This is a genomic window from Halococcus saccharolyticus DSM 5350, assembly GCF_000336915.1.
GTDB classification, from domain to species: domain Archaea; phylum Halobacteriota; class Halobacteria; order Halobacteriales; family Halococcaceae; genus Halococcus; species Halococcus saccharolyticus.
In genome coordinates this window covers 58,690-82,906 of record NZ_AOMD01000005.1, presented here as the reverse complement: position 1 = coordinate 82,906, position 24,217 = coordinate 58,690, and the positions used below count along the sequence as shown (strand labels likewise).

General features: G+C 64.4%; 19 protein-coding genes. 10 read left to right on the top strand and 9 right to left on the bottom strand.

Translation table 11 applies throughout. The annotated features are described in order from the left end of the window. Positions 1-9: 9 nt before the first annotated feature. The 5 genes from C449_RS01745 to C449_RS01725 all read right to left on the bottom strand — a co-directional run bounded on the left by C449_RS01745 (position 10) and on the right by C449_RS01725 (position 7,522). Positions 10-1,425, bottom strand: a complete 1,416-nt coding sequence (locus C449_RS01745) for a PKD domain-containing protein (protein ID WP_241430051.1) — start codon at positions 1,423-1,425, stop codon at positions 10-12. 118 nt (positions 1,426-1,543) lie between these two features. After that, on the bottom strand, positions 1,544-3,619 hold the full coding sequence (locus C449_RS01740; RefSeq protein ID WP_006076153.1) for a glycosyl hydrolase family 18 protein: 2,076 nt from the start codon (positions 3,617-3,619) through the stop codon (positions 1,544-1,546). 630 nt (positions 3,620-4,249) lie between these two features. After that, complete coding sequence (locus C449_RS01735) at positions 4,250-5,245, bottom strand: GNAT family N-acetyltransferase (RefSeq protein WP_006076152.1); 996 nt, start codon at positions 5,243-5,245, stop codon at positions 4,250-4,252. Between the two features lie 112 nt (positions 5,246-5,357). Further along, positions 5,358-6,428, bottom strand: a complete 1,071-nt coding sequence (locus tag C449_RS01730) for a glucose 1-dehydrogenase (protein ID WP_006076151.1) — start codon at positions 6,426-6,428, stop codon at positions 5,358-5,360. A gap of 332 nt (positions 6,429-6,760) precedes the next feature. Further along, positions 6,761-7,522 (bottom strand): IclR family transcriptional regulator, encoded by a 762-nt coding sequence (locus tag C449_RS01725; RefSeq protein WP_006076150.1) that lies wholly within the window; start codon positions 7,520-7,522, stop codon positions 6,761-6,763. Positions 7,523-7,624: 102 nt separating this feature from the next. On the opposite strand from C449_RS01725, the gene C449_RS01720 reads away from it, so the two are divergent. From C449_RS01720 to dgoD, 5 genes are all read left to right on the top strand, one after another. Next, positions 7,625-8,818, top strand: a complete 1,194-nt coding sequence (locus C449_RS01720; protein WP_006076149.1) for an AGE family epimerase/isomerase — start codon at positions 7,625-7,627, stop codon at positions 8,816-8,818. A 693-nt stretch (positions 8,819-9,511) separates the two neighbouring features. Further along, positions 9,512-10,720, top strand: a complete 1,209-nt coding sequence (locus tag C449_RS01715) for an aminotransferase class V-fold PLP-dependent enzyme (RefSeq protein ID WP_006076148.1) — start codon at positions 9,512-9,514, stop codon at positions 10,718-10,720. Between the two features lie 80 nt (positions 10,721-10,800). Further along, on the top strand, positions 10,801-11,505 hold the full coding sequence (locus C449_RS01710; protein ID WP_006076147.1) for a PIG-L deacetylase family protein: 705 nt from the start codon (positions 10,801-10,803) through the stop codon (positions 11,503-11,505). Between the two features lie 120 nt (positions 11,506-11,625). Next, complete coding sequence (locus C449_RS01705) at positions 11,626-12,021, top strand: Rid family detoxifying hydrolase (RefSeq protein ID WP_006076146.1); 396 nt, start codon at positions 11,626-11,628, stop codon at positions 12,019-12,021. Between the two features lie 104 nt (positions 12,022-12,125). Further along, on the top strand, positions 12,126-13,277 hold the full coding sequence (dgoD, locus tag C449_RS01700) for a galactonate dehydratase (RefSeq protein WP_006076145.1): 1,152 nt from the start codon (positions 12,126-12,128) through the stop codon (positions 13,275-13,277). Between the two features lie 114 nt (positions 13,278-13,391). Here the strand turns inward: dgoD and C449_RS01695 are convergent, their stop codons facing one another. Then, positions 13,392-14,174: an IclR family transcriptional regulator gene (locus C449_RS01695; protein WP_006076144.1), complete on the bottom strand. Its 783-nt coding sequence runs from the start codon at positions 14,172-14,174 to the stop codon at positions 13,392-13,394. Positions 14,175-14,228: 54 nt separating this feature from the next. Further along, entirely contained in the window at positions 14,229-15,293 is a 1,065-nt protein-coding gene (locus C449_RS01690) for a Gfo/Idh/MocA family protein (protein WP_006076143.1), read from the bottom strand. Positions 15,294-15,713: 420 nt separating this feature from the next. Between C449_RS01690 and C449_RS01685 the strand changes: the two genes are divergently transcribed. The 3 genes from C449_RS01685 to C449_RS01675 all read left to right on the top strand — a co-directional run bounded on the left by C449_RS01685 (position 15,714) and on the right by C449_RS01675 (position 20,642). Further along, a complete protein-coding gene (locus C449_RS01685) occupies positions 15,714-17,144 on the top strand; it encodes an aldehyde dehydrogenase family protein (RefSeq protein WP_006076142.1) in 1,431 nt (476 codons plus the stop codon). Positions 17,145-17,151: 7 nt separating this feature from the next. Continuing rightward, a complete protein-coding gene (ppc, locus tag C449_RS01680) occupies positions 17,152-19,839 on the top strand; it encodes a phosphoenolpyruvate carboxylase (protein ID WP_006076141.1) in 2,688 nt (895 codons plus the stop codon). 71 nt (positions 19,840-19,910) lie between these two features. Further along, complete coding sequence (locus tag C449_RS01675) at positions 19,911-20,642, top strand: sugar phosphate isomerase/epimerase family protein (RefSeq protein WP_006076140.1); 732 nt, start codon at positions 19,911-19,913, stop codon at positions 20,640-20,642. Positions 20,643-20,701: 59 nt separating this feature from the next. Here C449_RS01675 and C449_RS01670 read toward each other — a convergent pair whose 3' ends face one another. Continuing rightward, on the bottom strand, positions 20,702-21,718 hold the full coding sequence (locus C449_RS01670; RefSeq protein ID WP_006076139.1) for an NAD-dependent epimerase/dehydratase family protein: 1,017 nt from the start codon (positions 21,716-21,718) through the stop codon (positions 20,702-20,704). 139 nt (positions 21,719-21,857) lie between these two features. Between C449_RS01670 and C449_RS01665 the strand changes: the two genes are divergently transcribed. Both C449_RS01665 and C449_RS01660 read left to right on the top strand, forming a co-directional pair. Continuing rightward, on the top strand, positions 21,858-22,961 hold the full coding sequence (locus C449_RS01665; RefSeq protein WP_006076138.1) for a Gfo/Idh/MocA family protein: 1,104 nt from the start codon (positions 21,858-21,860) through the stop codon (positions 22,959-22,961). Positions 22,962-23,057: 96 nt separating this feature from the next. Further along, positions 23,058-23,972 (top strand): HEAT repeat domain-containing protein, encoded by a 915-nt coding sequence (locus C449_RS01660; protein WP_006076137.1) that lies wholly within the window; start codon positions 23,058-23,060, stop codon positions 23,970-23,972. A 2-nt stretch (positions 23,973-23,974) separates the two neighbouring features. Here the strand turns inward: C449_RS01660 and C449_RS01655 are convergent, their stop codons facing one another. Further along, positions 23,975-24,208: a hypothetical protein gene (locus C449_RS01655; protein ID WP_152415625.1), complete on the bottom strand. Its 234-nt coding sequence runs from the start codon at positions 24,206-24,208 to the stop codon at positions 23,975-23,977. Positions 24,209-24,217: the final 9 nt, after the last annotated feature.

The following is a 24,217-nucleotide window of genomic DNA, read 5'->3' as shown; positions in this document are numbered from 1 at the left end:
CGAGCGATACTATTTCGAGACGCCGTTGTAGATCGCCGAGAACGCGTAGGGTTTCTGGGCGATTCCGCTACAGGTCGCCGAGACCGAGCCGTCCGGACAGCCGCCGTTGTCCCGGTCGAGCGACCAGAACGAGACGAGGCCGATCCCCTTGTCCTGTACGAACGATGCCACCTCGCGCGCATCGTCGAGGTGGTGGGTGCCGCCCGCGTTGTTCACCCCGATCATCGGAGTCACGCCCACCATGCTCCACGCCGCCGCCGACGAGATGTCGGGGAAGATGGACATGAGGTCGTCATGAGTGCCGTTGGCGGAGTCCTTGACGGTGCTCGCGGTCGGCGCGACCCACCCGTAGTTCATCGTCATCACGTTGACGAACTCCAGATCGACCCCGTGGCTCTTGGCGTTCTCCACGATATAGGTGCCGTGGCTCGTCAGTCCGGTGGTGCGACACCGCAGCGTGTACGACACCTTCACGTCGGAGTTCTCGGCTTGGAGTTGGGCCAGCGCCTCGTTGCGCCGGTCGACCGCGCTCTCGCTGACCGATTCGATGTCGAAGTCGAGATGGGTGACCCCGTAGGTGTCGATCACGTGCTGGTACGCCGATTTGATCGCGCCGACGTCGGTCGTATCCTGGGCGATCATCGTCCCCACCGCGCCGCCGAAGGAAATTATCACTGTGCCGCCGGTGTCCTGGTAGGCCTGGATCTCGCTTTGCATTCCAGCCTCGCCAACGAGCATGTCCGGCGCGCCGTCCCACGCCGCGTTCCCGTTGCCGTCCGACAACACGAACGCCGCCGTCACGGCGTCGTTGCCGGCCTGCTGAGCGTGGTCGACCAGGCTCGTGCCCGGCTGGGTCGTCATGTGGCCGTACGGAGCGAACACCGTGTCGCCGGTCGGTTCGCTGCCGCCACCGCCGCCCGAGGCCTCGACCGAGACCGTTTTCGAGGACGACGCACTCGCACCGTCGTCGTCAGTGACAGTCAGCGTGACGGTGTAGCTGCCGCTCGACGCGTACGCGTGCGGGACCGTCTGTCCGGTCGCGGTCGCACCGTCGCCGAACGCCCACTCGTAGCTGGCGATCGAGCCGTCCGTATCCGACGATCCCGACGCGTCGAACGTGACCGACTCGTCGGGCGTCACCGTCGCCGACGAGGTGGTGAACGTCGCACTCGGTGCGGTGTTGCCGCCGTCACCACCACCGCTACCACAGTCACCGACCTTGGTCCAGACGTTCTTGCTCACCGCCGGCTCCCGGCCCCTCGTCCACCATTCGGCCTCCCACAGCGCGCCGTCGTGGACGACTTTGTTACCCCCGTTGTATGTCGTTTCCGACTCCCACTGTGGATGGCTGCTGCAGTCGGCCGCCGAGGCCACGCCACTGGCACCGACCGCCAGCGCCGACAGCCCCGCTACCTTGCGTAGCACGTTTCGTCGTGTCTGTGTCCTGATCGTTGTTTCCTGTCGCCGTGTCGTTCGTTGGGTGGTGCGTCGTCCGTTGACCCACCGCCGTCACGCCGACGACGGCAGGCCCGACCGGGTTCGATTACCCGTTGAGCGTGTTCCAGAGCGTCGTGATGAGTTTCCCGTCCTTGGTGTCGCCGCCGATGGCCCACAGCATCGTGCCGCCGTAGTCCGAGCTGCCGAGCCACTCCATCTTCTTCCGGATCGATTTCTGGGTCGGATGCGAGATCATCAGCCCCCTGCTCGCGTTGTAGCTCCACGAGGAGACCGCCACGTCGTCGTAGTAGGTCGTCCAGTCGCTGCTGTCGAGGTCGACCGGGTTGCTCCCGGTCCGTCCGTTGCCGATCAGGTCGAACGCCTCCCAGATCCCGCCGAGGTTCGTCCCGCCATCGCCGAACGTGGGGTAGGAGCCGTCGCCGCTGGCGTCCTTGCCCTCGCCGGTGTACTCCTGGAACAGTCCGTCGTCCGTCCCGTTCCCGAAGTCACCCTCGGGCGGCTTGACGCCCGACCAGCTCCGGCCGTAGAACGGCACGGCCATGTTGAGCTGAGCCGCGTTCCAGCCCTGGTTCTCGTACCAGCTGAGCGCGGACGAGGCGTTGAACTCGCTGGGGTTCTCGTTCGGGCTGTTGGGGTTTGCCTTGAGGGGCGACTGGTGGCCCGTGTACTCGCTGAAGATGCCCCGGTAGTCGAACGTCATCACGCTGGTGTAATCCAGCAGGTTCGAGAGCTTCCCGTGTTCGAGGCCCTTCACGATCTCGGGGTTCGCGCTCATCGCCGCCGAGAGCACGTAAGGCTCGCTCCGGTCGGGATCGTTGGCCGCGGCCTCGTCGAGCGCGTCCCGGACCGCCTTCACCAGCTTCGTGAACGCCTTCTGGTCGCCGGGCTGGGAGACGTTGTCGATATCACACACCGGTGACGCCGAGGTGCAGCCACCTCCGCCGGGGTACTCCCAGTCGAGGTCGATGCCGTCGAGACCGTAGCTCTCCACGAGCTCGACGCAGTCCTGAGCGAATATCTTGCGCTTGTCGGGGTCCTGGGCGACGTAGGAGAAGTACTCCGAGTCACCCCACCCACCCACCGACGCGATGAAGTTGGTGTTGTCGCGCATCTGGGCCTGAGCACTGAACGCTTTGTCACCGACGTTCTGCCAGTCCGCGACTGCTCCCTCTTTCAGGAAGGTCCCTTCGTTGCCGTTGTGCATGAACCGCGATCCGTAGAAGTCCTGGCCACCGTTGGCGTGCAGGAACTCCAGCGACCCGTCTTTCTCCGGCCGCAGGAAGGCGTACTGTACGTCGGTGACCTTGTCGTACGGGATCATGTCCGGCGTGTAATCGCGTTGGTACTGTGCCCACTGTCGCCAGTACGCGATCACGCGCTTCTCGCCGCTACCGCCGCCGTTCGACTGGACGTTGACCGTCCTCGTAAACGTCCCGCTCGCGCCCGCGTCGTCCGTGACCGTGAGCGTCACCGTGTACTCACCCGCGGACTCGTAGGTGTGGCTCACTGATTCGCCGGTCGCGGTCGCGCCGTCGCCGAACGCCCACTCGTAGCTGGCGATCGAGCCGTCCGTATCCGACGAGCCCGACGCGTCGAATGTGACAGACGTCCCTGGCGTGGGGAACGACTCCGAGGCGGTGAACGTCGCACTCGGTGCGGTGTTGCCGCCGTCACCACCCCCACCACCGTCGCCGCCGTCACCACCACCGCCACCGCCGCCGGACCCACAGTCGCCCTGTTTGGTCCAGACGTTTTCACTCGTGGCGGGTGCGGTACCCTTGGTCCACCACTCGGCGCTCCAGAGCGATCCGTCGTAGGTCACCTGGTCGCCGCCCGAGTAGGCGGTCCCCGAATCGTACGCCGGGACGTTACTACAGTCCGTGGCACTGCCGCTTTCGCCCCCTCCACCGTTGGTGGGCTCGGTTTTCGTCCACACGTTCGCGCTTTCGGCCGGTTCGGTACCTTTCGTCCACCATTCCGCCACCCAGACAGAGCCGTTGTGGGTGACGCGATCGCCGCCACTGTATGCGGTGTTCGCGTCCCACGCCGGGTACTGTGACTGTGCGGCGACCGTCGCACCTGCGCCGGCAGCTGCAGCGAGCAGCGCCGACGTCGTCCGAAGGATGTTGCGCCTGGTTCGTTCGATTGGTTGTCGTGACATAGTTGTGGTCGATCGAGACGGCGGCATCGGATCGGTCGTCGTCCGATTCACGATCGCCGAACTCGTATCCGGTCCGCTTACTTGCCCCCGTCACTCTTCGTACACAGTCACGTAATAAATAGTTTTTCTAGCTATAGTATCAATTTTTTCTTGCCCTATATCTTCGTTCAGCGGACACAGGACAAACATTGTAGTGGCTCGACTCCGGTTTCGACAGTGGTTCGTGGCGGTCAGTGTTGCTTTCGAAGCCTCATACCATCGAACCGCGCCAATCGTGGGGTTAGTGACCACGAGTACTGCTATGCTAACACAGTACGAGATACCACCGAATGGTATATAATCATTTCCGTAGGATTACCGATATTTTAGCACGGCACTGATTGCATTTTTGAGGGTCGGGGACGGTCAGTACTATCACCGCTGTGCTCACAGTCGAACGACTGTCGATCGACTGACGGTCGTCATCGTTTCGACGGGGCGGAGAAGACATCCGTCTCTCGGTCGTGCAGCATGTAGAAATACAGCGATGGATATAGCGTGACCCCCACCATCAGCGGTCGCTGCTCGTGTGCCGAGTGTCCGCGTGTAACGTTTCCCTCCGAAACGGATGCGGTTGTGAAGACGGTGTGCTCAGACGGAGCTCGCACCGGACAGTTCGCGAACGGCGGAATCGTAGGCGATCCATCGTTCGAACCCAAGCTGCTCGTAGTAGTCGTGGAGATCGGTCCAGTCGATCACCGCGGCCTCGTAGCCCGCGTCCCGCAGCCGACAGACGATCTCGCTGATCATGTACAGTCCCCACCCGCGACCACGGTAGTCTGTGTGAACTCCGAGCGGACCGACACCGCAGTGTGCGTCGGCGAGTCGCCACCCCCAGTTCACGTTCGCGCCGCGGTACGCGCCGTCGTGACGGTTCGAGCGGGCGAAACCAACCACGCTGTCCTCGTACAGTAGCACCCAGTAGTCCTCGGGCCCACCTGGAACCCGACAGATGTTCTCAGCCTCGTAGTGCCATCGACCGGGAAACTGATCGGCGAGGAAGGACTGCAACGCCGGCTCGTGATCCGTCGCTCGTTCCACATCCAGTCCGGGCCACTCGCGGCCGGTCGCTTGAACGGCGTCCGGCGGTGCGAATTCGGTAATGCTCCGCTGAAGGTCGTACACCACGTCGTCGGTGTCGATCGCGAACCCGGCTGCCGTCAGTACGTCGCGATACGCCGAACTGACGGTGTTCGGCACACCCGCGACGAAGTTCTGTGGATCGCCGCCAAGGCGGAGTCGCGCCGCACCGCTCTCGACCGCCGTCTCGCCGATCGCGGTCAGCAACTCCTCGGCGATCGGTCGGCCGCGATCGGCGTCACCGTCGAACGCGAACAGCGAGAGCCACGCGGTATCGGTCGCGTCGTACCCGCCGACCGAGCGGGTGAGCCGTTTCAGCACGCCGAACGCGACCAGTTCCTCATCGGCGTAGCTCCCGTAGCACCGCACGTCAAGCCCGGCAAACGGCGCGAAAACGTTGGCTGCGAGACGATCGCCGATCCGGAAGTCCGGGTGCTGGTCGTTCCAGAGCGAGATGCCATCGCGGATCGCCGCACGATCCGTGAGTTGCTCGACGGTAGCCGTCATACTACGTTCTCGGTGATCGCCTGCATAACGTTGGTGCTTACGGTACTGTCACCGAATTACCGTTCGCGTTTCCCGATCATCCGATACGGTTACCGGAACCGCCGTCTGCCGTTCAGACCGTGTCGAACTCGACGACGGTTTTGATCGTTTCGTCGTTGGTTTCGAAGGCGGCCGGGGCCGCCGCCGGTTCGTGAACGCCGGTGACGAGATCATCCACGAGCCAGTCGGGAAACGCCGAAAGCGAGTCGATCGCGGCCTCGTAGTGGCGCACGTTCGAGTTGACGCTGCCGAACAGCGCCTTGTTCTGGAGCACTAGCTCGCGATGGAGTGCACCCCCATCGATCTCGAACGTCCAGTCTTCGGGGATCCCGAGCAGCGCACCCACGCCATTGGAACGGAGCGCGTGGACGGTTTCGAAGGCGTGTTTCGCGTAGCCGGTCGCCTCGTACACGAAATCCATCGGTTCGTGGACCTCGGAAATCACCGACACCGGCGTCTCGCGCGAATCGACGTAGGTCGCGCCGAGCCGTTCGATGATGTCGATCGTGGGGTCGGGGCGATCCCGCCGTCCCAGACAGTACGTCCGAGAGAAATCGGTCCGCCCGCCCTCCAGCATCGCGAGGGTCAACAGCCCGAGCGGGCCGTTCCCGAGCACGAGTCCGGTCTCGGGCGTCCACTCGAACGCCGACCGCGTCGCGTGGGCGTGTTCGAGCGCTTTCTCGGTGTTGCTGATCGGCTCGACGAGAAAGCCCGATTCGGCGAACGCATCCGGCACCGGAACCAGATATCGTGGCGCGCTCGTGAAGTACTCGGCCATGTAGCCGTGCGCGCCAACGATCCCGCGCTCGACGTACTGGCCGTCGGGAGCCATGTCGGGCTCACCACGTTCGAAATACTCGTTGCCCTCCTCGCGGGGGCGGCGGACCGTCGGGACCACGAGTTGCCCCTCGTTGAGGTCGGTGCCGTTCGCGTCCGCTACGACCGCAACCGCCTCGTGGCCGAGAACCTGGTAGTCGTCACCGTCAGGGAATCCTCCGTGATTACCCTCGATGACCTCGTGATCGGTCCCGTCGATCCCGACTCGCAGCGTCCGGAGCAGCGCTTCCCCCGGATCGGGTGTCGGCTCGTCTATCTCGACGACCGTGGGCTCGGTTTCGCCCTGCTGGACGACGACGGCCTTCATCTGCCGTCACCATTCCTCGCACACCCTTGGCTCCACACTACTCGGTGCACCGCTTGCGTGATACCGTCCATCGTGCCCAGTTCCGCATACCCACAAATAAACCCTCTGACGGTGGTCGGGCCGAACGGATCGCATCCGGCTTCACCACCGAACAGACACTAGAAGTTATGCTCGACGAATCCGTTTCGCTAGGGTGAACAGAGGTTGATAGCGACTCCCTTGATCACCGCCGCTGCTTCGTCGCTCGATAGACACGTACTCCGTCAACCTGCCCCGTTCACAACTGGATCGGTGCTTCGGACCCTGTCGGTCAATCATCCACTATGAGTGAACTACGTTTCGGCGAGAAAGCGCTTCGTCACTTCGTTGGCCGCGCTCAGGAGGATACCGGGGATGTCTTCCTCGATACGCTTGCTCGATAGCCGCTCGGCACTGCCCGCGACGTAGATCGCCGCGTTCGGAGTGAGATCGGTGAGCGGCACAGCGACGCTGTTGACGCCCTCGTACTGTTCCTCGCGCTCGATGGCGACGCCACGCTCGCGGACGCGTCGGACGGCGTTCACGAGGTGTTCCACATCGGTGATCGTGTTCGACGTCCGCGGCGGAAGGCCGAGTTCCGCGACGATCGACTCGGCGCTCGAATCCGAACACTGTGAGAGTATCGCCTTCCCGGGAGCGCTGCAGTGTGGGTGTTTCGAGGTGCCGGCCGCGCTGATCGCGCTATCGCTGCGGGAATCCCAGTAGAGATCCGCCACGCGACCTCGACTCTCGACCGCGATGCCAGCCGTCTCGTCGGTTAGCTCCGCCAGCCGTTCTATCTGTGGCTTCGCTGCGGGGTAGAGATCGGTCCGTGCGAGCGAGTGCTGCCCGAGATCCACCATCCGGGCTCCCAGTGCGTACGTACCGTCGTCACGCTCTAAATACCCGATCTCCACGAGCGTGTTGAGATGTTTGTACACGGTGCTTTTGGGCATCTCACAGGCAGTCGCCAGTTCCGTCACACCGGCAGTGCCGCCGCGTTCCGCGACCGCCGCCAGCAGCGAAAACGCTGTCCGCACCGCACCGACCGTGTTCGGCGACCCGTTCGGTTCCATACCGTCGTTTCTCGCCAGGACCCATAACGTTCACGAAGAGTGGACGACCGACGGCGCTCCTGCCGACGTGGCACTTATCCCTCGGCCGTTCGATCACGACGTATGACAGCCACACATCGTGATCCGGAACGGATCCGTTCCAAGCTATGTCGGGTGCTTCAGTTTTACTGGCCCGACATCGTGGATCGACGGTTTGGCGGCTACATCGCCCAGCTCGACGAACGTGACGGCCACGTCTACGACGGGCGATCGAAACATCTCGTCGCGACGTGCCGTGCCATCCACAACTTTTCGATCGGCGTCGCGATCGACGGCCCGACGTACTGTCGCGCGGCCGCCGAGCACGGGCTCCACTTCCTCCGGCACGTTCAATGGGACGCCGACAACGAGGGCTACGACTGGCTTCTTTCCGGTCGCGAGACGACCGACGACACGCGTCACTGCTACGGCCACGCGTTCGCCGTCCTCGCGACCGCACGTGCGACAGAGATCGGGCTCCCCGACGCGGACGCGGAACTGGAGCGCGCCCTCGGCGTCCTGAACGGCCGCTTCTTCGAACCCGAGTACGGGCTCTACGCGGACGTGGCCACCGGTGACTGGAGCGAATATCGACCCTACAGGGGACAGAACGCGAACATGCACGCGTGTGAAGCGATGCTCGCCGCGTACGAGGCCACCGGCGACGAGGCCCATCTCGATCGTGCCGCCACTGTTGCCCGGTCGCTCGTCCGTGATCGTACGGACGAGGCTGGCCGTGTCTGGGAACATTACACTCCGGAGTGGGAGCCCGATCTCGGGTACAACCGCAACGAGCCCGACCACTTGTTCCGTCCGTGGGGGTATCAGCCGGGCCACCACGCCGAATGGGCGAAGCTCCTTTGCCATCTCGCAGACCATCGCGACGACGACTGGCTCGTGTCGCGCGCGATGGAGCTGTTCGACACTGCCATCGAAATCGGCTGGGACGACGATCACGATGGGTTCCACTATACGGTCGATCGGAGCGGCGAACCGGTCGTGGCCGACAAATACGGGTGGGCGCTGGCTGAAGGGATTGGCGCGGCCGCCCGTCTCGCGGTTCACGACGAGACGTACCTCGAGTGGTACGACCACCTCCAGCGATGTGCGACCGACCACGTCGTCAATCCACGGTTCGGGAACTGGTACGAGCGCTTGGACTCCGACTGGAGTCGGGATGGACCGAACCACGGAACTGCGGTCGAGCCTGGCTATCATCCAGTCGCCAACCACTACGCAGCGATGAACGTGTTCGAGCAGCACGGTGATCTCCGATAGCGAACGAGGGTATCGATCCGACTGTACACACAGTGTGAACGTACGACGCGCCAACACACAATTGGCCGAGAGTCGTATCGCAGATCGGTGTCACAACGTGAGTCTTGAGTGTAACGCCGATACAACTGTTATTCAGACGCCGATATCGCTGACCGATCCGATTTGCTTGCTGTTCATGCGAGATACATCCGTTCCGGGTCGGGGTATTGCGACGGTAGCGCACGCCGATCGACGATCCGAAACGGTGCTACACCCGGATCGAGTCACGATCTCGACACCACTTGTCCACTATCAGAAAACGACCGTCCACAGTAGCGTGGTGAACGTCGGACTTCCACGTTAAAAGTGACCAAGGAACACGTAAGAGGATTCCTCAAACGACGCCGATCGTGAACTACTGGGATCCGTGCTCTCGGCTACCGTTTACTCTGGGTGGACGTGTGTGTCGGAAACCACGTCTGAGGGTCGACCGTTCGCCCCATCGACTGGTTAGAGAGGGGGACGGGGCGAACGGAGCGATTGACGATCAGGATGTGAACGGGGTGGGCCCCGTCTCGATAACGACGACAAACGTCTCGTCGGATGGACTACTGCCGGCGGAGTGAATCGATTCTTGGGTCGTTCGGTGCCGAACCACCCCAATCACAACGATTATGATTACCGGCAGTAAGGGTGTGTATACCGCTACCAACAATGAGTGAGGACGATTCCATCTACCGCGAGCTAGACGTGACGCCTGTCGTGAACGCAGCGGGGACGAAGACCCGTATCGGCGGGAGCCGGATTCGACCTGGCGCGCTTGACGCCATGCGGCGGGCTGCCGACGAGTTCGTCGAGATCGGCGACCTCGAAGCACGGGCCTCGACATCGATCGCCGACGTCACGGGTGCGGAGGCCGGCTACGTCACCAGCGGAGCCAGCGCGGGACTGTTGCTGTGTGCGGCGGCCGCCATCGCGGGCCACGACGTCGGTGTAATGAACGCCCTCCCGGACACGTCCGACGTGCCGAGCGAGATCGTCATGCCCCGCACTCACCGGACGGGCTACGACCATGCGTTCCGGACCGCCGGCGCGTCGATCGTCGACGTCGGTACCAACGACCGGTACCTCGGCACCGGCGCGACCGACGTCGAGCCGTGGCAGCTCGATCGCGCGATCACCGACGAGACGGTCGCCGTCGGCTACATCGAGAAATCCTACACCCAACCGCCGCTGGCGTCGGTCGTCGAGGTCGCCCATCGTAACGACGTCCCAGTGATCGTGGACGCCGCAGCGGAGGTTCCGCCGCGCGAGAACCTCTCGGCGTTCATAGAAACGGGTGCGGACATGGTGGTGTTCAGCGGTGGAAAAGGGATCCGTGGTCCCCAGACCACCGGGTTCGTCGCGGGCAAGCGCGAGTACGTCGCGTCGATCGCGGCCCAGCATCTCGATATGCACGTCGCGAACGATCTCTGGGAGCCGCCGACCGATCTCATCGATCGAGAACGGTTCGACGGCGTGCCACGCCAGGGCATCGGCCGGCCGCTGAAGGTCGGAAAAGAAGAGCTCGTCGGCGCGATCCGTGCACTCGAACTGTTCGTCGAGGAGGATCACGGCCGGCTCGAAGCGAAGTGGATCGATCTCGCCGAGGCGATGGCGGAGCGACTCGCCGAGACCGGGCTCGGTGTGCGGGTGACGAGCCCCAACGGCACCAGCGTCGCCCCGGAGGTCGTCGTCGACGTCGAGGCGACCGGTGTCGGGACGAACGCCACAGAACTCGCGCGCGCACTCCGCGACGAAGACCCCCGAGTCTACGTCGGCACCGACGACCTCTCTGACGGCAAAATCGTCGTGAATCCGATGTGTCTCGACGAGAGCGAGGCCGAGTACGTGATCGATCGCATCGTCGCGAACGTCGAGTAGCGTCGGCCCACGATCGGAACCGAGTCGACAACGCTTCGTCGATCACAAACTATTTGTTGCCGGTTTCCGCACGTCTCTGTATGCACGTGGTAGCGATTGTCGCCCATCCAGACGATGCTGACATCTTCTGTGGCGGAACGCTCGCGAAACACGCGGCCCGCGGCGACAGGGTGACGATCGCCCACATGACCCGCGGCGAGTACGGCGGTCTCGGAACCGATACCGAGGCGGAGATCGCCGACGTTCGCGAAAAAGAGGCCCGGGCGTCCGGCGAGGTGCTCGGGGCCGACGCGGTGGAGTTCCTCGGATTCGAGGACGGACGGATCACCTACTCGCTCGACAACCGACTGCGGATCGTCGAGGCACTCCGCCGATACGATCCCGACGTGGTTCTCACGCATTTCCGCGAGGACATGCATCCCGATCACCGAGTTACCTCCCGGCTGGTGACGGACGCGTACTACATGGCGTCGCTCCCGCTCGCCGAAACCGACCACGGACCGTGTGATCCGGACAACGTCTATTACTTCGGGAAACCCACCTCTGAATTCGAGCCGTCGACGTTCGTCGACACTAGCGAGCACGTCGATCGGAAGCTCAGGGCGATCGAACAGCACGAATCCCAGGTAGCCTTCCTCACCGAACACGGTGGAATCGACGCCGAGTTCGACAACCTCCTCGACGGAATCTACGCCGAAGGGGTCGTGCTCGGTAAGCGGACCGGCGTCGGGAGCGCCGAAGGGTTCGCCCCGCTCCACGAGCGCGCCAGCAAGTATCTCGGGTGAACTGCCGGCCATCTCACCTCCGTTCGAGCCGCCGGTCATCGATCGTGCCGCCACGGATCGGTAGCGTTTTGGGACGTGTCGCCGGTGGAGTATCCACTGTCGCGCCGCGACAGGACCACCATGAACGAACTCGAAACCGACGACGCACCGGCAAGTATCGGCCCGTTCTCGCAGGGAATCGTCGAGGGCGACACGATCTACGTTTCGGGACAGGGACCAGTCGACCCCGACACCGGCGACGTGATCGAGGGCTCGCCCGGTGAACAGACGAGACGCACGCTCGAAAACGTCGGCGCGGTTCTTCGGGCTGCGGACGCCTCACTCGACGATATCGTGAAGACGACGGTCTATCTCAAGGACATGCGCTACTACGACGAGGTCAACGACGTCTACGGCGAACTCCTGTCGGAGCCGTATCCCGCGCGCAGCGCGTTCGAAGTGGTAAAACTCCCCGTCGATATCGACGTCGAGATCGAAGCGATGGCGACGGTCCCCGAAACCGGCGGCGCTGACTGACGGCGGGACCGTCCAACCGAATGCAACCGTTTCGGACGCCACGGCGGACGCGATGGTATCGGTCGAACCCGTGTCATTAATACCCTATAGGGAGACCATCCTGTATGCAAATCACCGGCTACGAACTGTACGAAGTCCCGCCGCGCTGGCTCTTCCTCAAGATCGAGACGAGCACGGGGCTGGTCGGCTGGGGCGAGCCGATCGTCGAGGGTCGCGCGAAGACGGTACGAACGGCGGTCGAGGAGCTGTTCGACAGCTATCTCGTCGGCAAGGACCCGCTCCGGATCGAGGACCACTGGCAGGCGATGTATCGCGGCGGGTTCTATCGCGGGGGCCCGATCTTGATGAGTGCGATCGCGGGCGTCGACCAGGCACTCTGGGACATCAAGGGTCGTCACTACGAGGCCCCCGTCTACGATCTACTCGGTGGCAAGAGCCGGGAGAAGATCCGGGTGTACAAGTGGATCGGCGGGGATCGTCCGGGTGACGTCGCGAGCGAGGCGACCCGGCTCGCGGAGGCCGGTTACACCGCTCTGAAGATGGACGCGACCAACCAGACCCGCCACGTCGAGGGGCGCGAGGTGCTGAAGGGGATCGTCTCGCGGATCGAGCACGTCAGAAGCGAGGTCGACGACTCGGTCGATATGGCGGTCGACTGCCGCGGTCGTGTTTCGAAATCGATGGCGAAGACGTTGACCCGCCGGCTGACCGAGTTCGACCTGTTGTTCGTCGAGGAGCCGGTGTTGCCGGAGAACCTCGAACACCTTCCCGTGATCGCGAACCAGTCGGGCACCCCGCTCGCTGCGGGTGAACGGCTCTACTCGCGGTGGGACTACCAACCGGTGTTCGAGGACAGCGCGATCGACGTGATCCAACCTGACGTCTCCCACGCTGGCGGCATCTCCGAGATGCGTCGGCTGGCGAGTGCCGCCGAGACCCACGACGTCGCGGTCGCGCCGAACTGTCCGCTCGGACCGATCGCGCTCGCGTCCTCGCTTCAGGTCGTGACCCACGTTCCGAACTTCCTCGTTCAGGATCACGGGTTCGACGTCCATTCGGACGCGCGAGGGCCCGCCCACGAGTATCTCGCGGGAGAGTCGCCGTTCGTGTTCGACGACGGCTATCTCGACACGCTCGACGAGCCCGGACTGGGCATCGAGATCGACGAGTCGGTGGTTGCGGAGAAATCCACGATGGAGACCGACTGGCACAACCCCATTTGGCGACACGAGGACGGCAGCATCGCTGACTGGTGACCGCGAGGATCGTGTCGGAGTTAGTATGGATCTGCTTGGTGATCCTCCAGATATCTTCACCAAGCGTTCCGCTGATCGGTCGTAGTGAACGGGTTCGCCACCGACCGTGTGGGATCACTCGACCCACCCGCGGTAGGCGGTGTTGATCTCGATGACGCCGGCGACGTTCTGGAGAGCCTGGGGGAACTCCTCCTCGAAAGCTTCGTCCGAGCGGTTCGCGGTGGAACTGCTCACGCTGAGCGCGCCGAGGAGTCCTCCGGCGTCGGTGACGAGGGGGGTCGAGACACACCGGACGCCCTCGAACTGTTCGTTATCGTCAAACGCAATTCCTCGAGAACGGACGTCGGCGATCTCTGCGCGCAGGGTCGCCGGGTCCACGATGGTGTTTCGAGTGTGTCGTGTCAACTCTTCTCGTTCGAGGAACGCATCGAGATACGAGTCGTCGAGGGCAGCGAGCATCGCCTTCCCCGCGGCGGTGCTATGGAGGTCCTCGCGCGTGCCGAGCGTGGTCGGGATCTCCTCGTGGGGGCGTTCCGAGGACTGATACAGCGTGACGGCGTACCCATTGCGCTCGACGACGAGTCGGGCGGTCTCGCCGGTGGTGGCCGCGAGCCTGTCGACGCCCTCCTTACCGGACTGAAACACCGCCTCGCGCTCGCGGGCCGCGCCGCCGTACGAGAGCGGCCGGAGGCCGAGGCGGTAGGTTCCATCCACCTGCTGGACGAAACCGTGTTGCCGGAGGGTCGTCAAGTAGTGATGGACGGTGGCCTTCGAGAGACCGACCGCCTCGCCCAACTCCGTGACCCCGGCGGTCTCCCGAGCGAGGAGCTCGTCGAGGATGCGAACCGCGTTGTCGACCGAGTTGATCGTCTTTGCGCCGTCGGCGTCCGGGGTCATGTCGGAGGTTGTGCGTGTCGATATAAATATCCGGCCCTCGTCGCGGGTCGTGACTCACTCGTTTTCGGCGTAAATACGGTCGACGACCTGCTGGACGGCGAGCGCCTGCTCGATGGTGTTCACCGATGGCGGGGCGTCCTCGGTGATCGCCGTCGTGAACGTGCGCAACTGCTCCCGGTACGGGTCGTTCGAGTTCACCGTGACCGAAGCGTCGAGGTAGTGGTCCATGCCGCCCGTGTTCGCGCCGTAAAATCGGAGGCTTTGGTCGACCTCGGCCATACCGTTGAGGCGATCGGTGATGTCGAGTACCGCGCCACCCTCGGTACCGTAGAGCTGGTATCTGTGGACCGACTCGGCGTTGGCCGCCCACGCGACTTCGAGCGTCGCGGTGGTCTCGTCCTCGTAGGTCAAGAAACCCGACGCCGAGTCCTCGACGTCAAACATGTTCGCGTCGGCGTCCTCGCCCCACATGTCGAGGTAGGCGTAGGACTCGCGGTGGCCGAAGTCCTGACGGGTCGTGGCGGCGACGTCGTCGATCACCGGCGCGTCGAGGAAGTGGTCGAGGAGATCGATCAAGTGAATGCCGATATCGATCACCGCACCGCCGCCGGCGATCTCCGAGGAGGTGTACCACGACCCGCGGCCTGGCACCCCACGCCGCCGGATGTACGCCGCCTGAACGTGTCTGATCTCTCCGAGATATCCCTCGTCGATGTACCACTTGAGCACCTTACAGACGTTCAAAAACCGATTTTGGAAGCCGACCATGCAGAGACAGTCCGTTTCACGCGCGGTTGCGGCGATCCGTTCGGCGCTTTCGAGAGTGTGGGCCAGCGGCTTCTCGACGAACATGTCGAACCCGCGCTCCATCGCCGCCGTGGCGACCGGCTCGTGGAACTTGTTCGGTGTCGTGACGAGAACGCCATCGAGGTCGCGTTCGAAGAGTTCGGCGGGGCGTTCGAACACCGCGGTGCCGACGCGGCGCTCGAACTCCTCGCGGGCATCCGGGCTCGCGTCCGAACCGTACACCGTGTGGCCGAACTCGGCGAGGATTTCCGCTCGGAGGAGACCATAGGTCCCGAGCCCCGCGACCCCGATTTCGAGCGTGTCCTCGGTCATAGCCGTACCTCCAGAGCGAGCGTAATACCGCTTTCGACCATCGGAATCCGAAAAACCGTTTCCTAATATCAAACGAGTTAACGGAGTTCGAACCGCACCGTGAGCGTCCTGAGGGCACCCTCAGAGCACCTGTGTGCTCTCGTCTCCCAACACTAAATACCGGGCGTCTTAATCGTCGCTACGAGCGATTTTTGGAGCGTCATTCCTCCAAACCAGGAACTGCTCACACATTGAGTCGATACCACCCTGCCGTCCACGGAGTAGTATCGCGGTGGCTGTACATTCCTCGGTCGCCCTCATAATGAGAAATCGACAAGTGAACTGGTGGGGACGATGGCTGGAGCGACGAGTCAATCGGACGCCACGGCATTTATTCGGTTCAAAGTAAATCTTTTACCGGCGCGGCCCCTATCCGTGTGCATGGCCACCACATCAACGGCCCACGACGAACGCCCCTACATCGACGGGGAGTGGGAGAGCGGTGACGGCGTGATCGAGGTCGATGACCTCGCTGAGGGCGGCGTGTTCGGGCGGATCGCCGCCGCGGGTCCGCTCCAGGCCGAGGCCGCGCTCGATGCGGCCGAGAACGCACAGACGGCGATGGCTGCATCGACGATCCCCGAGCGAGTCGCGTGGCTCGAAGCCATCGCCGCGGGACTGCGCGACCGCAAGGACGAACTCGCGGACGTGATCGTTCGCGAGGCGGGCAAACCCATCGCGAGCGCGCGCGGCGAGGTCGAATCGGCTGCCGAACGGTTCGAGCGCGCGGTCGAGGAGGCCCGCGGACTGAGCGGGGAGTTCCGTCCGGGGACGACCGCCGGTCACGAAGGTTGGGAGGCGATCGTCAAGTCCGAACCCCGGGGAACCGTGCTCTGCATCACGCCGTACAACTACCCGCTTTCGACGACCGCGCTTCAGGTCGCGCCCGCGCTCGCCGCCGGCAATAGCGTCGTGCTCAAACCCGCGAGCAAGACCCCAGTGAGCGCCGCAATCCTGACCGACGTCATCGCCTCGACCGACGTTCCGGCGGGCGGGTTCAACTTCGTGCCGGGGCACGCGAGCACGATCGGCGACGTGCTCGCCGGCTCGGACCAGATCGACGCGATCGCGATGACCGGCTCGTCGGGTGCGGGCGAGCACGTCGCCCGCCAGAGCGGGATCGTGAACCTCCACATGGAGCTCGGGGGCAACGCGCCCGCCGTGGTTTTCCCCGACGCCGACCTCGACGAAGCCGCCGCGGCGTGTGCGAAGGGCGGGCTCAAGTACGCCGGCCAGCGCTGCTCGGCGGTCAGCCGCGTGCTCGTCCACGAGTCGATCCACGACGATCTCGTCGAGCGGATCGAGAACGAGATGGACGCCTACCCCACGGGCGACCTCTTCGACGAGGAAACGGCTCTCGGACCGCTCATCAGCGACGACCAGGCCGACTGGGTCGAAGAACTCGTCACCGACGCCACCGATCGGAGTGCCGAGATCGTTCGCGGCGGCGGGCGCGACGGCCAGTTCGTCGAGCCCACGCTGCTCGGTCGTGTTCCCGAGAGCGCACGCCTCGTCACCGAGGAGCAGTTCGGCCCCGTGATCCCGGTGACGACGTTCGCCGACGAGGATCACGCCATCGAGATCGCCAACGACACCGATCTCGCGCTGGACGGCTGCGTGTTCACGAGCGAGTACGACCGCGCGCTCCGGGTCGCCGAGCGGATCGACGCCGGCGCGGTACGAATAAACGGTGCACCGAGCCACGGTCTCGGGGACATCCCCTTCGGCGGGAACGAGGACTCGGGCATCGGCCGGGAAGGTATCGGCACGAGTATCGAAGGGTTCATTCGATACAAGAGTATCGTGCTCTAATAACACGATGACGCTACACAATCGCACGGTGGGGACGGACGTTCGGGAACTCGGCGCGCTGGTCGGTGAGGTGCTCGAAACACAGACCTCGACCGACGCGTTCGAGACGGTCGAACGCCTCCGTACCACCGCCATCGACTACCGCAACGGCGAGATCGATTCACGAAACGGCCTCGATCAAACGCTGCGCGGTCTCGACCCGGAGACCGCAGTCACGGTTGCGCGCGCGTTCACCACCTACTTCGAGATGGTGAACCTCGCCGAGGAGCGCGAACGCGTCCGTGCGATCCGGACCGCCTCCCAGGAGGACTCGCTTGCCGACAGTCTGGGTGCCGCCGTCGAGAGCCTCGCCGACCGCGATCCGGAGGTCGTCGAGCAGATCCTCGAGGACGTCCTGATCGAGCCGACCTTTACTGCCCATCCCACGGAGGCTCATCGCAAGACCGTGAAGGCGAAGCTCCGCACCATCGCCGATCACCTCGTCGCACTCGACGAGCGTCGACTGACCGACACCGAGCGCGAACAGCTCGAGGACGCCCTCGAAGCCCAGGTCACGAGTCTCTGGGGCACCCGCCAGATCCGCGAGCGCCAGCCCGAACCGCTCGACGAGGCTCGGAACGTCCACTGGTATCTCGAAAACACCCTCTTCGATACGACCGGCGAAGTCTACCGCGAGATCGAGGACACGCTCGGGGCCGAGTTCGACGATATTGGAGTACCCAAACTCTTCGAGTTCCGGTCGTGGGCCGGTAGCGACAGGGACGGCAACCCCTACGTCACGCCCGACGTGACGAGCGAGACCCTCGCGCGACAGCGCCGCAGTGTGTTGGAGAAATACCAGGAAGCGCTCGCCGATCTTTCGAGCGTACTCGCCCACGACGCCGACCGGCTCGACACGGGCGCAACCTTCGACGAACGCCTCGCTGCGAACCGCAAGCGCTTCCCCACGCTCGCCGATCAGGCCCGCGAGCGCTATCCCGACGAACCCTACCGCCAGCACCTCCGGCTGATGGGCGAGCGCCTCGAACGCATCGGCGACGTTCGGCCGAACGGGTACGACGAGGTGGCGAAGTTCACCGCCGATCTCGACGCGCTGGCGACGAGCCTTCGGGCGAACGGCGGCGAGCGGATCGCCGCGGTCCACGTCGACCCGCTTGAACGCCAGGCTCAGACGTTTGGATTCTGTCTCGCGGGCCTCGACCTTCGGGACCACCAGGAGAAACACACCGAGGCGATCGCTGCGGCGCTTGGTCGTGAGGACATCGCCTACGAATCACTCGACGAGGACGAGCGCGTCGAACTCCTCACCGAGGCCATTCTCCAGGACGCGCCACTGATCGACGTCACCGATCGTGAAGGACTGTTCGACCCCGCGGCGCGCGTGCTCGAACGGTTCGATCGGCTGAACGATTGGCAGCGCGAGTACGGCGCGGACGCGATCGACACCTACTGCATCTCGATGGCCGAGAAGCCGAGTCACGTGCTCGAAGTGCTGTTCCTCGCCGATCAGGCGGGCGCAGTCTCCCTTCCCGAGTACTGTGGCATCGATGTCGTGCCCCTTCTGGAGACCGAGGCCGCCCTCGACGGCGCGCGCGAGATCATGGGCACCCTCTTCGAGAACGAGGCGTACAGTCAGGCGCTCGCCGCCCGCGGCGATGTTCAAGAAGTGATGCTCGGCTACTCCGATTCGAACAAGGAGAACGGGTTTTTCGCGGCGAACTGGGACCTCTACCGCAACCAGCGCCGACTCGCCGACATCGTCGACGATCACGACGTCGACCTCCGACTGTTCCACGGTCGTGGCGGCTCGATCTCCAGAGGTGGTGGCCCGATGAACGAGGCACTGCTCGCGTTGCCGAACGAGACAGTGAACGGCCAGGTCAAGTTCACCGAACAGGGCGAGGCGATCGCGGAGAAGTACGCCAACCCACGGATCGCCGAACGCAATCTCGAACAGATGCTGAACGCCCAGATCCGCGCACGGGCGCAGTCGCTTGATCAGCCTGCGGATGACGTACCCGAGGAGTGGCTCACCGCGGCCGCAACCATCGCCGACGCGGCGCGGACGGCGTATCAGGACCTGCTCGACACGGACGGATTCGTGTCGTACTTCGAGCAGGCTACGCCGATCACGGTGATCGAGGAGCTCAACATGGGCTCGCGGCCCGCCTCGCGGTCGGGCGAACGCACGGTCGAGGATCTCCGGGCGATCCCGTGGGTGTTCTCGTGGACCCAGTCGCGGTGCATCCTCCCCGGGTGGTACGGCCTCGGAGCGGGGATCGAGGCGTACCTGGAGGCGGGCGGCTCGACCGAGACGCTCCAGTCGATGTACGACGAGTGGGCGTTCTTCCGAACGACGATCGACAACGCGGCGCTCGCGCTCGCGCGCACCGACATGGAGATCGCCACCGAGTACGCCGCGGTCGCCGACGACGACTTGGAAGCGCGCTTCTTCCCAGTGTTCGAGGCCGAATACGAGCGGGCGGCCGACTTCGCGACGACCATCGGCGGCCGCGAGGACCTCGTGAACCGTGGGTGGCTCCGCGAGAGTCTCCGCCGCCGGAACCCCTACGTCGACCCGCTGAACGTACTCCAGACACACCTGCTGGACCGCGAGCACCGGACCGAGACGGAAAAGCGTGCGCTGCGCCTGACGGTGAAGGGGATCGCTGCCGGCATGAAGAACACCGGGTAGCTCGGCTCCGTCGCGTTATCGATCGACTATCAGGAGAAACCGTTTTACCGCCGACCCGTGAGTGGCGGAGTATGGCACGACCAGCCATCCAACTGTACACGCTACGCGCGCTCGACGAACCGCTCGACGAACTCCTTGCGCGGGTCGGTGACGCGGGGTTCGAGGGTGTGGAGTACGCCAACCGGATCGGCGATGCGGACGCCGACGCCGTTCGGACCGCACTCGACCAGACGGGTCTCGAATCGGTCGCGGCCCATGTCGGGATCGACGAGATCGAAGACGATCCCGACGACACCGTCGAGTTCTATCGGTCGCTCGGCTGTGACCACCTCGTAGTGCCGTGGCTCGACCCCGAATGCTTCGAGACTGAGGCCGCTGTCGCGGAGACCGCGGATCGGCTGATGGCAGTGGCCGAGACAGTCGACGATTACGGGATGGCGCTGTCCTATCACAATCACGACCACGAGTTCGCCGAGGTGAACGGCCGGCCGGCGTTCGAGCAGCTCGCGGAAGCCACCCGAGAGCCGCTCGGCTTCGAACTCGACTGCGGCTGGACCGCGGTGGCGGGTGTGGATCCGACTGCCGTCCTCGATCGGTGGGGTGACCGAGTGACGCTCGTCCACATCTCCGACGCCGATGAGTCGGGTTCACCGACCGAAGTCGGCGACGGCGTGCTCGACGTAGCGGCCTGTGCGGCAGCAGCTCGGGAGCACGATGTCGAGTGGGCGATCTACGAGCACGACGATCTCGACGATCAGATGGAGTCAGTCGTCCACGGCGCGGACGTGCTGGAACAGTTCTGAGGAACTTGGAGTGCGCTTTCGGTGTAGCGGCTAGAGACCACAACGATTCGACGCAGCACTTACGAGCTGTCGAGTGCGTCGACGAACGATGCCTCGGCGTCGCGCCACGCTGCAACCACCCGATCGTATTCGGGGTCGCTCGCGGCGTCGTCGATCCGGTCGCGCTCGGCGAGCCAATCGACGGTACGCCGGACGCCCTCCTTCCAGTCGATGGTCTGTTCGAACCCGAGATCTCGGCGAGCCTTCGTCGTATCGAACACCGTGCTGAACCGGAAATGATCCTCGAGACCGTCGGTCCGGTCGGGGACCGCCGCGGTGAGCGCGTCAGTCGGGATGTGAACGAGATCGGGATCTGGCGCGTCCAGCGCGTCGGCCGCGCGGCGATGGTACTGGTTCCACGTCATCGGCCGTTCGCACGTCACGTGGTACGTCTCGCCGATCGCTGCCGGGTTGTCGAGCGCCCCGACGAACGCGCTCGCGATGTCGTCGCGGTGACACGGCCCCCAGATCGACGTGCCGTCGCCGTGGACCACGAGCGGTTTTCCCTCACGAAGCCGGTCGATGTAGGCGGTGCCGTCGCCGAGGGTGTGGATCAGCGTGCCACCTTCACCGTAGGTGTGCCACGGCCGGAGCACCGTCGCCGGGAATTCACGGTCGCTGTGGGCTTCGAACAGTCGGTTCTCGCAGGCAGCCTTGTCGGCTCCGTACTCGCTGACCGCGGGACTGCGTGCTGCCGACTCGACGATCGGCATGTCCACGACCGGACGGTGATAGACGTCGATCGTGCTACAGAAGACGTACTGCTCGATCTCACCCTCGAACGCACGGATCGCGGATTCGATGTCCGCTGGCTCGAAGGCCACCATGTCGATCACGCAGTCGACATCGAGGTCCGCCATCTGTTCCTCGAAGCGATCGTAGTCGGTTCGGTCGCCGGTGACGTGCGCGACGCCTGGCGGGAGGTCGGCGTCAGTGCGGCCACGATTGTACACCGTAACGTCGTGGCCAGCGTCGACGAGTTGGCGGGTGATTCCCGTGCTGATCAGTCCCGTACCCCCGATGACGAGAGCGTGCATGTGCCGACCTCGGTCGTGGTCCGGATAAACGTCTCGACGACACCGAAATCGCGTCCGGCGATATCGATCGTCGGCCCACGCTGCTCACATCGGTCGAGCGAAAGCACTATGCCGCTGGTCCCCACTGTCCGCAAACGAGATGAGCCAATACACAGTCGCCATCATCGGCACTGGCCCGGATCCACGAAACCCCACTGTCGAGGGGTTCGCGATGGGGTATCGACACGCCGAGGCATATCGAAACAACGAGGACTGCCGGCTCGTCGCCTGCGCCGACCTCGTTCCCGAGAATGCCAACGCGTTCGCCGATGCGTTCGATCTCACCGAGGACGGTATCTACGCGGACTACGAGGACATGCTCGTTGCGGTCGAACCCGACGTCGTCAGTGTTACCGTGCCGCCCGCGATTCACGAGCAGGTCGTCGTGGACTGTGCGCGCAGCGGGGTCGTCGACGCCGTCCACTGTGAGAAACCGATGGCGCTGACGTGGCCGAGTACCGAGCGGATGGTCCAAGCCTGCTGGCGACGCGACGTCCAGCTCACCTTCAACCGCCAGCGCCGGTTCGGCCGACCGTTCACCGAGGCCGACCGACTGCTTGACGCCGGTGAGATCGGCGCGCTCCGCCGGATCGAGATCGGGTGGGGCGACTTCTTCGACACCGGCGCACACACCGTCGATCTCGCGGGGATGTTCAACGACGACCGACCTGCCGAGTGGGTCATCGCCCAGCTCGACTACCGCGAGGAGGACGTCCGGTTCGGTGCCCACCAAGAAAACCAGATGTTCGCCCAGTGGCGCTACGACAACGGCGTCCATGGAGTGCTCTCGACCGGTGCGGGCGCGTCACTGACCGACGCCGCGATCGTGCTGCGAGGGACCAACGGGACGCTCCGGATCGACGTCGACGACGGTCCGATGCTCGAACTCGAACGGGATGGCCGGCGTGAGGTGATCGACGTCGACGGCGAAACGATGCACGCCACGGCCGACGACGGCGATCGGTTCGGCTCACGGTTCCACGATCGCTCGATCGGCGACGCGATCGACGCACTCCGGACTGGCGAGGAGTCCCAGCTCTCTGGCCGAATCGGTCTCAACACCGCCGAGATCCTCTTCGGCGGCTACGAGTCGGTCCGTCGGCGGGGCCGAGTCGATCTCCCGCTCGATGTCGACGACAGTCCGCTCGAAGCGATGGTAGAATCGGGCGCACTCTCGCCATCGGAAATAGACGACGAGACGTAAACCGTCACGGTACGGTCGTTTCACGTTCATCAGTCGTTCCATCGACGAGATCACCGACCGTTACGCATATGCCGCTCGCCGCCGCCGTTCGTGGCAATGACACACGCAACCGCGGACGATATTCGTGAACTCGACGCCGACGAGATCACGCCGGCAGACGTCGATATCGAACACGTCCGAGCCGGGCTCACCGACGAGGAGAACCTCGTTCGGACACACGCCGCCAAGATCGCCGCTGCGCTCGCGGCTCAGGATCCCGATACAGTGGTGCCCGTGGTGCCGACGCTCCTGGATCGGCTCGCGGAAGATCACTCGGTCGTTCTGAAGGAGAGCCTCACGGCGCTCGCGCTCGTCGCCGACGAACGACCCGCAGAACTCGCCGACGGAGTACCAGCCCTCGTCGATCTCCTCGATCACGACCTTCCACTGGTGCGGACGTTCGCCGCACGCGTCGTCCGTCCAGTCGCCGCCGAGCACCCCGAGTGGTTCGCGACCGAACTCGACGATCTCCTCGCAACGCTTGACAGCGAGATCACGAATCTCGTCGAGGGGCTCGAAGAGCCACCGATGGGCGGTCTCTCGACGTTCGAGCAGTACCGTGCCATCGGCGAGGAAGGACGGAAGCGACAGCTCGCTGCACGGGCGGTCGCGGCGAACGTCGTCGTGGCGGTCGCCGAGGCCGACAGCGCCGCGCTGGTCGAACACGTTCCGGCGATCGTCGACCTCCTCGATAGCGACGATACCCTTCTGGTCACGACGGGTGCCGACGTGATCGGAGTCGTCGCCGAGGATCACCCCGACGCCACGAGCACGGCGGTCGAGCCACTGTGTGCGTGTCTCGACACTCACGACGGAGCCGTGAGGGCGAGCGTCGTCACTGCACTCGGATACATCGGAGACGATCGTGCAGTTAGTCCACTCCGGGAGGTCGCGACCGACACCGATGCCGACGAAGATCTCCGCGCGCTCGCCGCCGAAACCGCCGACTGGCTCGATCGCGACGCCGCTTGAGATCAGGGCTCGCGCTGGCGACGCGCGGCGTACCAGTACGTTCCGATCGCGATCACCCCTAATCCGACGATCAGAATGAGATTGACGTACGCGATCGCGCGCGATGCGGTACCGGGCCGACCGAACACGAACGAGACGGCGCTCAGCAGCGCCATCAACACCAGAAACGCCCAAATCAGTCTGAAGTACTCTCTCGACTCGTAAACCAGCGTCCAGAACTCGTCGCGCCACGACATGCTCGTCAT

Bases quoted from the DNA above. Each gene is read 5' to 3' on its own strand.
- C449_RS01740 (WP_006076153.1), bottom strand. From the start codon at position 3,619: ATGTCACGACAACCAATCGAACGAACCAGGCGCAACATCCTTCGGACG.
- C449_RS01735 (WP_006076152.1), bottom strand. From the start codon at position 5,245: ATGACGGCTACCGTCGAGCAACTCACGGATCGTGCGGCGATCCGCGAT.
- C449_RS01730 (WP_006076151.1), bottom strand. From the start codon at position 6,428: ATGAAGGCCGTCGTCGTCCAGCAGGGCGAAACCGAGCCCACGGTCGTC.
- C449_RS01725 (WP_006076150.1), bottom strand. From the start codon at position 7,522: ATGGAACCGAACGGGTCGCCGAACACGGTCGGTGCGGTGCGGACAGCG.
- C449_RS01720 (WP_006076149.1), top strand. From the start codon at position 7,625: ATGACAGCCACACATCGTGATCCGGAACGGATCCGTTCCAAGCTATGT.
- C449_RS01715 (WP_006076148.1), top strand. From the start codon at position 9,512: ATGAGTGAGGACGATTCCATCTACCGCGAGCTAGACGTGACGCCTGTC.
- C449_RS01710 (WP_006076147.1), top strand. From the start codon at position 10,801: ATGCACGTGGTAGCGATTGTCGCCCATCCAGACGATGCTGACATCTTC.
- C449_RS01705 (WP_006076146.1), top strand. From the start codon at position 11,626: ATGAACGAACTCGAAACCGACGACGCACCGGCAAGTATCGGCCCGTTC.
- dgoD (WP_006076145.1), top strand. From the start codon at position 12,126: ATGCAAATCACCGGCTACGAACTGTACGAAGTCCCGCCGCGCTGGCTC.
- C449_RS01695 (WP_006076144.1), bottom strand. From the start codon at position 14,174: ATGACCCCGGACGCCGACGGCGCAAAGACGATCAACTCGGTCGACAAC.
- C449_RS01690 (WP_006076143.1), bottom strand. From the start codon at position 15,293: ATGACCGAGGACACGCTCGAAATCGGGGTCGCGGGGCTCGGGACCTAT.
- C449_RS01685 (WP_006076142.1), top strand. From the start codon at position 15,714: ATGGCCACCACATCAACGGCCCACGACGAACGCCCCTACATCGACGGG.
- ppc (WP_006076141.1), top strand. From the start codon at position 17,152: ATGACGCTACACAATCGCACGGTGGGGACGGACGTTCGGGAACTCGGC.
- C449_RS01675 (WP_006076140.1), top strand. From the start codon at position 19,911: ATGGCACGACCAGCCATCCAACTGTACACGCTACGCGCGCTCGACGAA.
- C449_RS01670 (WP_006076139.1), bottom strand. From the start codon at position 21,718: ATGCACGCTCTCGTCATCGGGGGTACGGGACTGATCAGCACGGGAATC.
- C449_RS01665 (WP_006076138.1), top strand. From the start codon at position 21,858: ATGAGCCAATACACAGTCGCCATCATCGGCACTGGCCCGGATCCACGA.
- C449_RS01660 (WP_006076137.1), top strand. From the start codon at position 23,058: ATGACACACGCAACCGCGGACGATATTCGTGAACTCGACGCCGACGAG.
- C449_RS01655 (WP_152415625.1), bottom strand. From the start codon at position 24,208: ATGTCGTGGCGCGACGAGTTCTGGACGCTGGTTTACGAGTCGAGAGAG.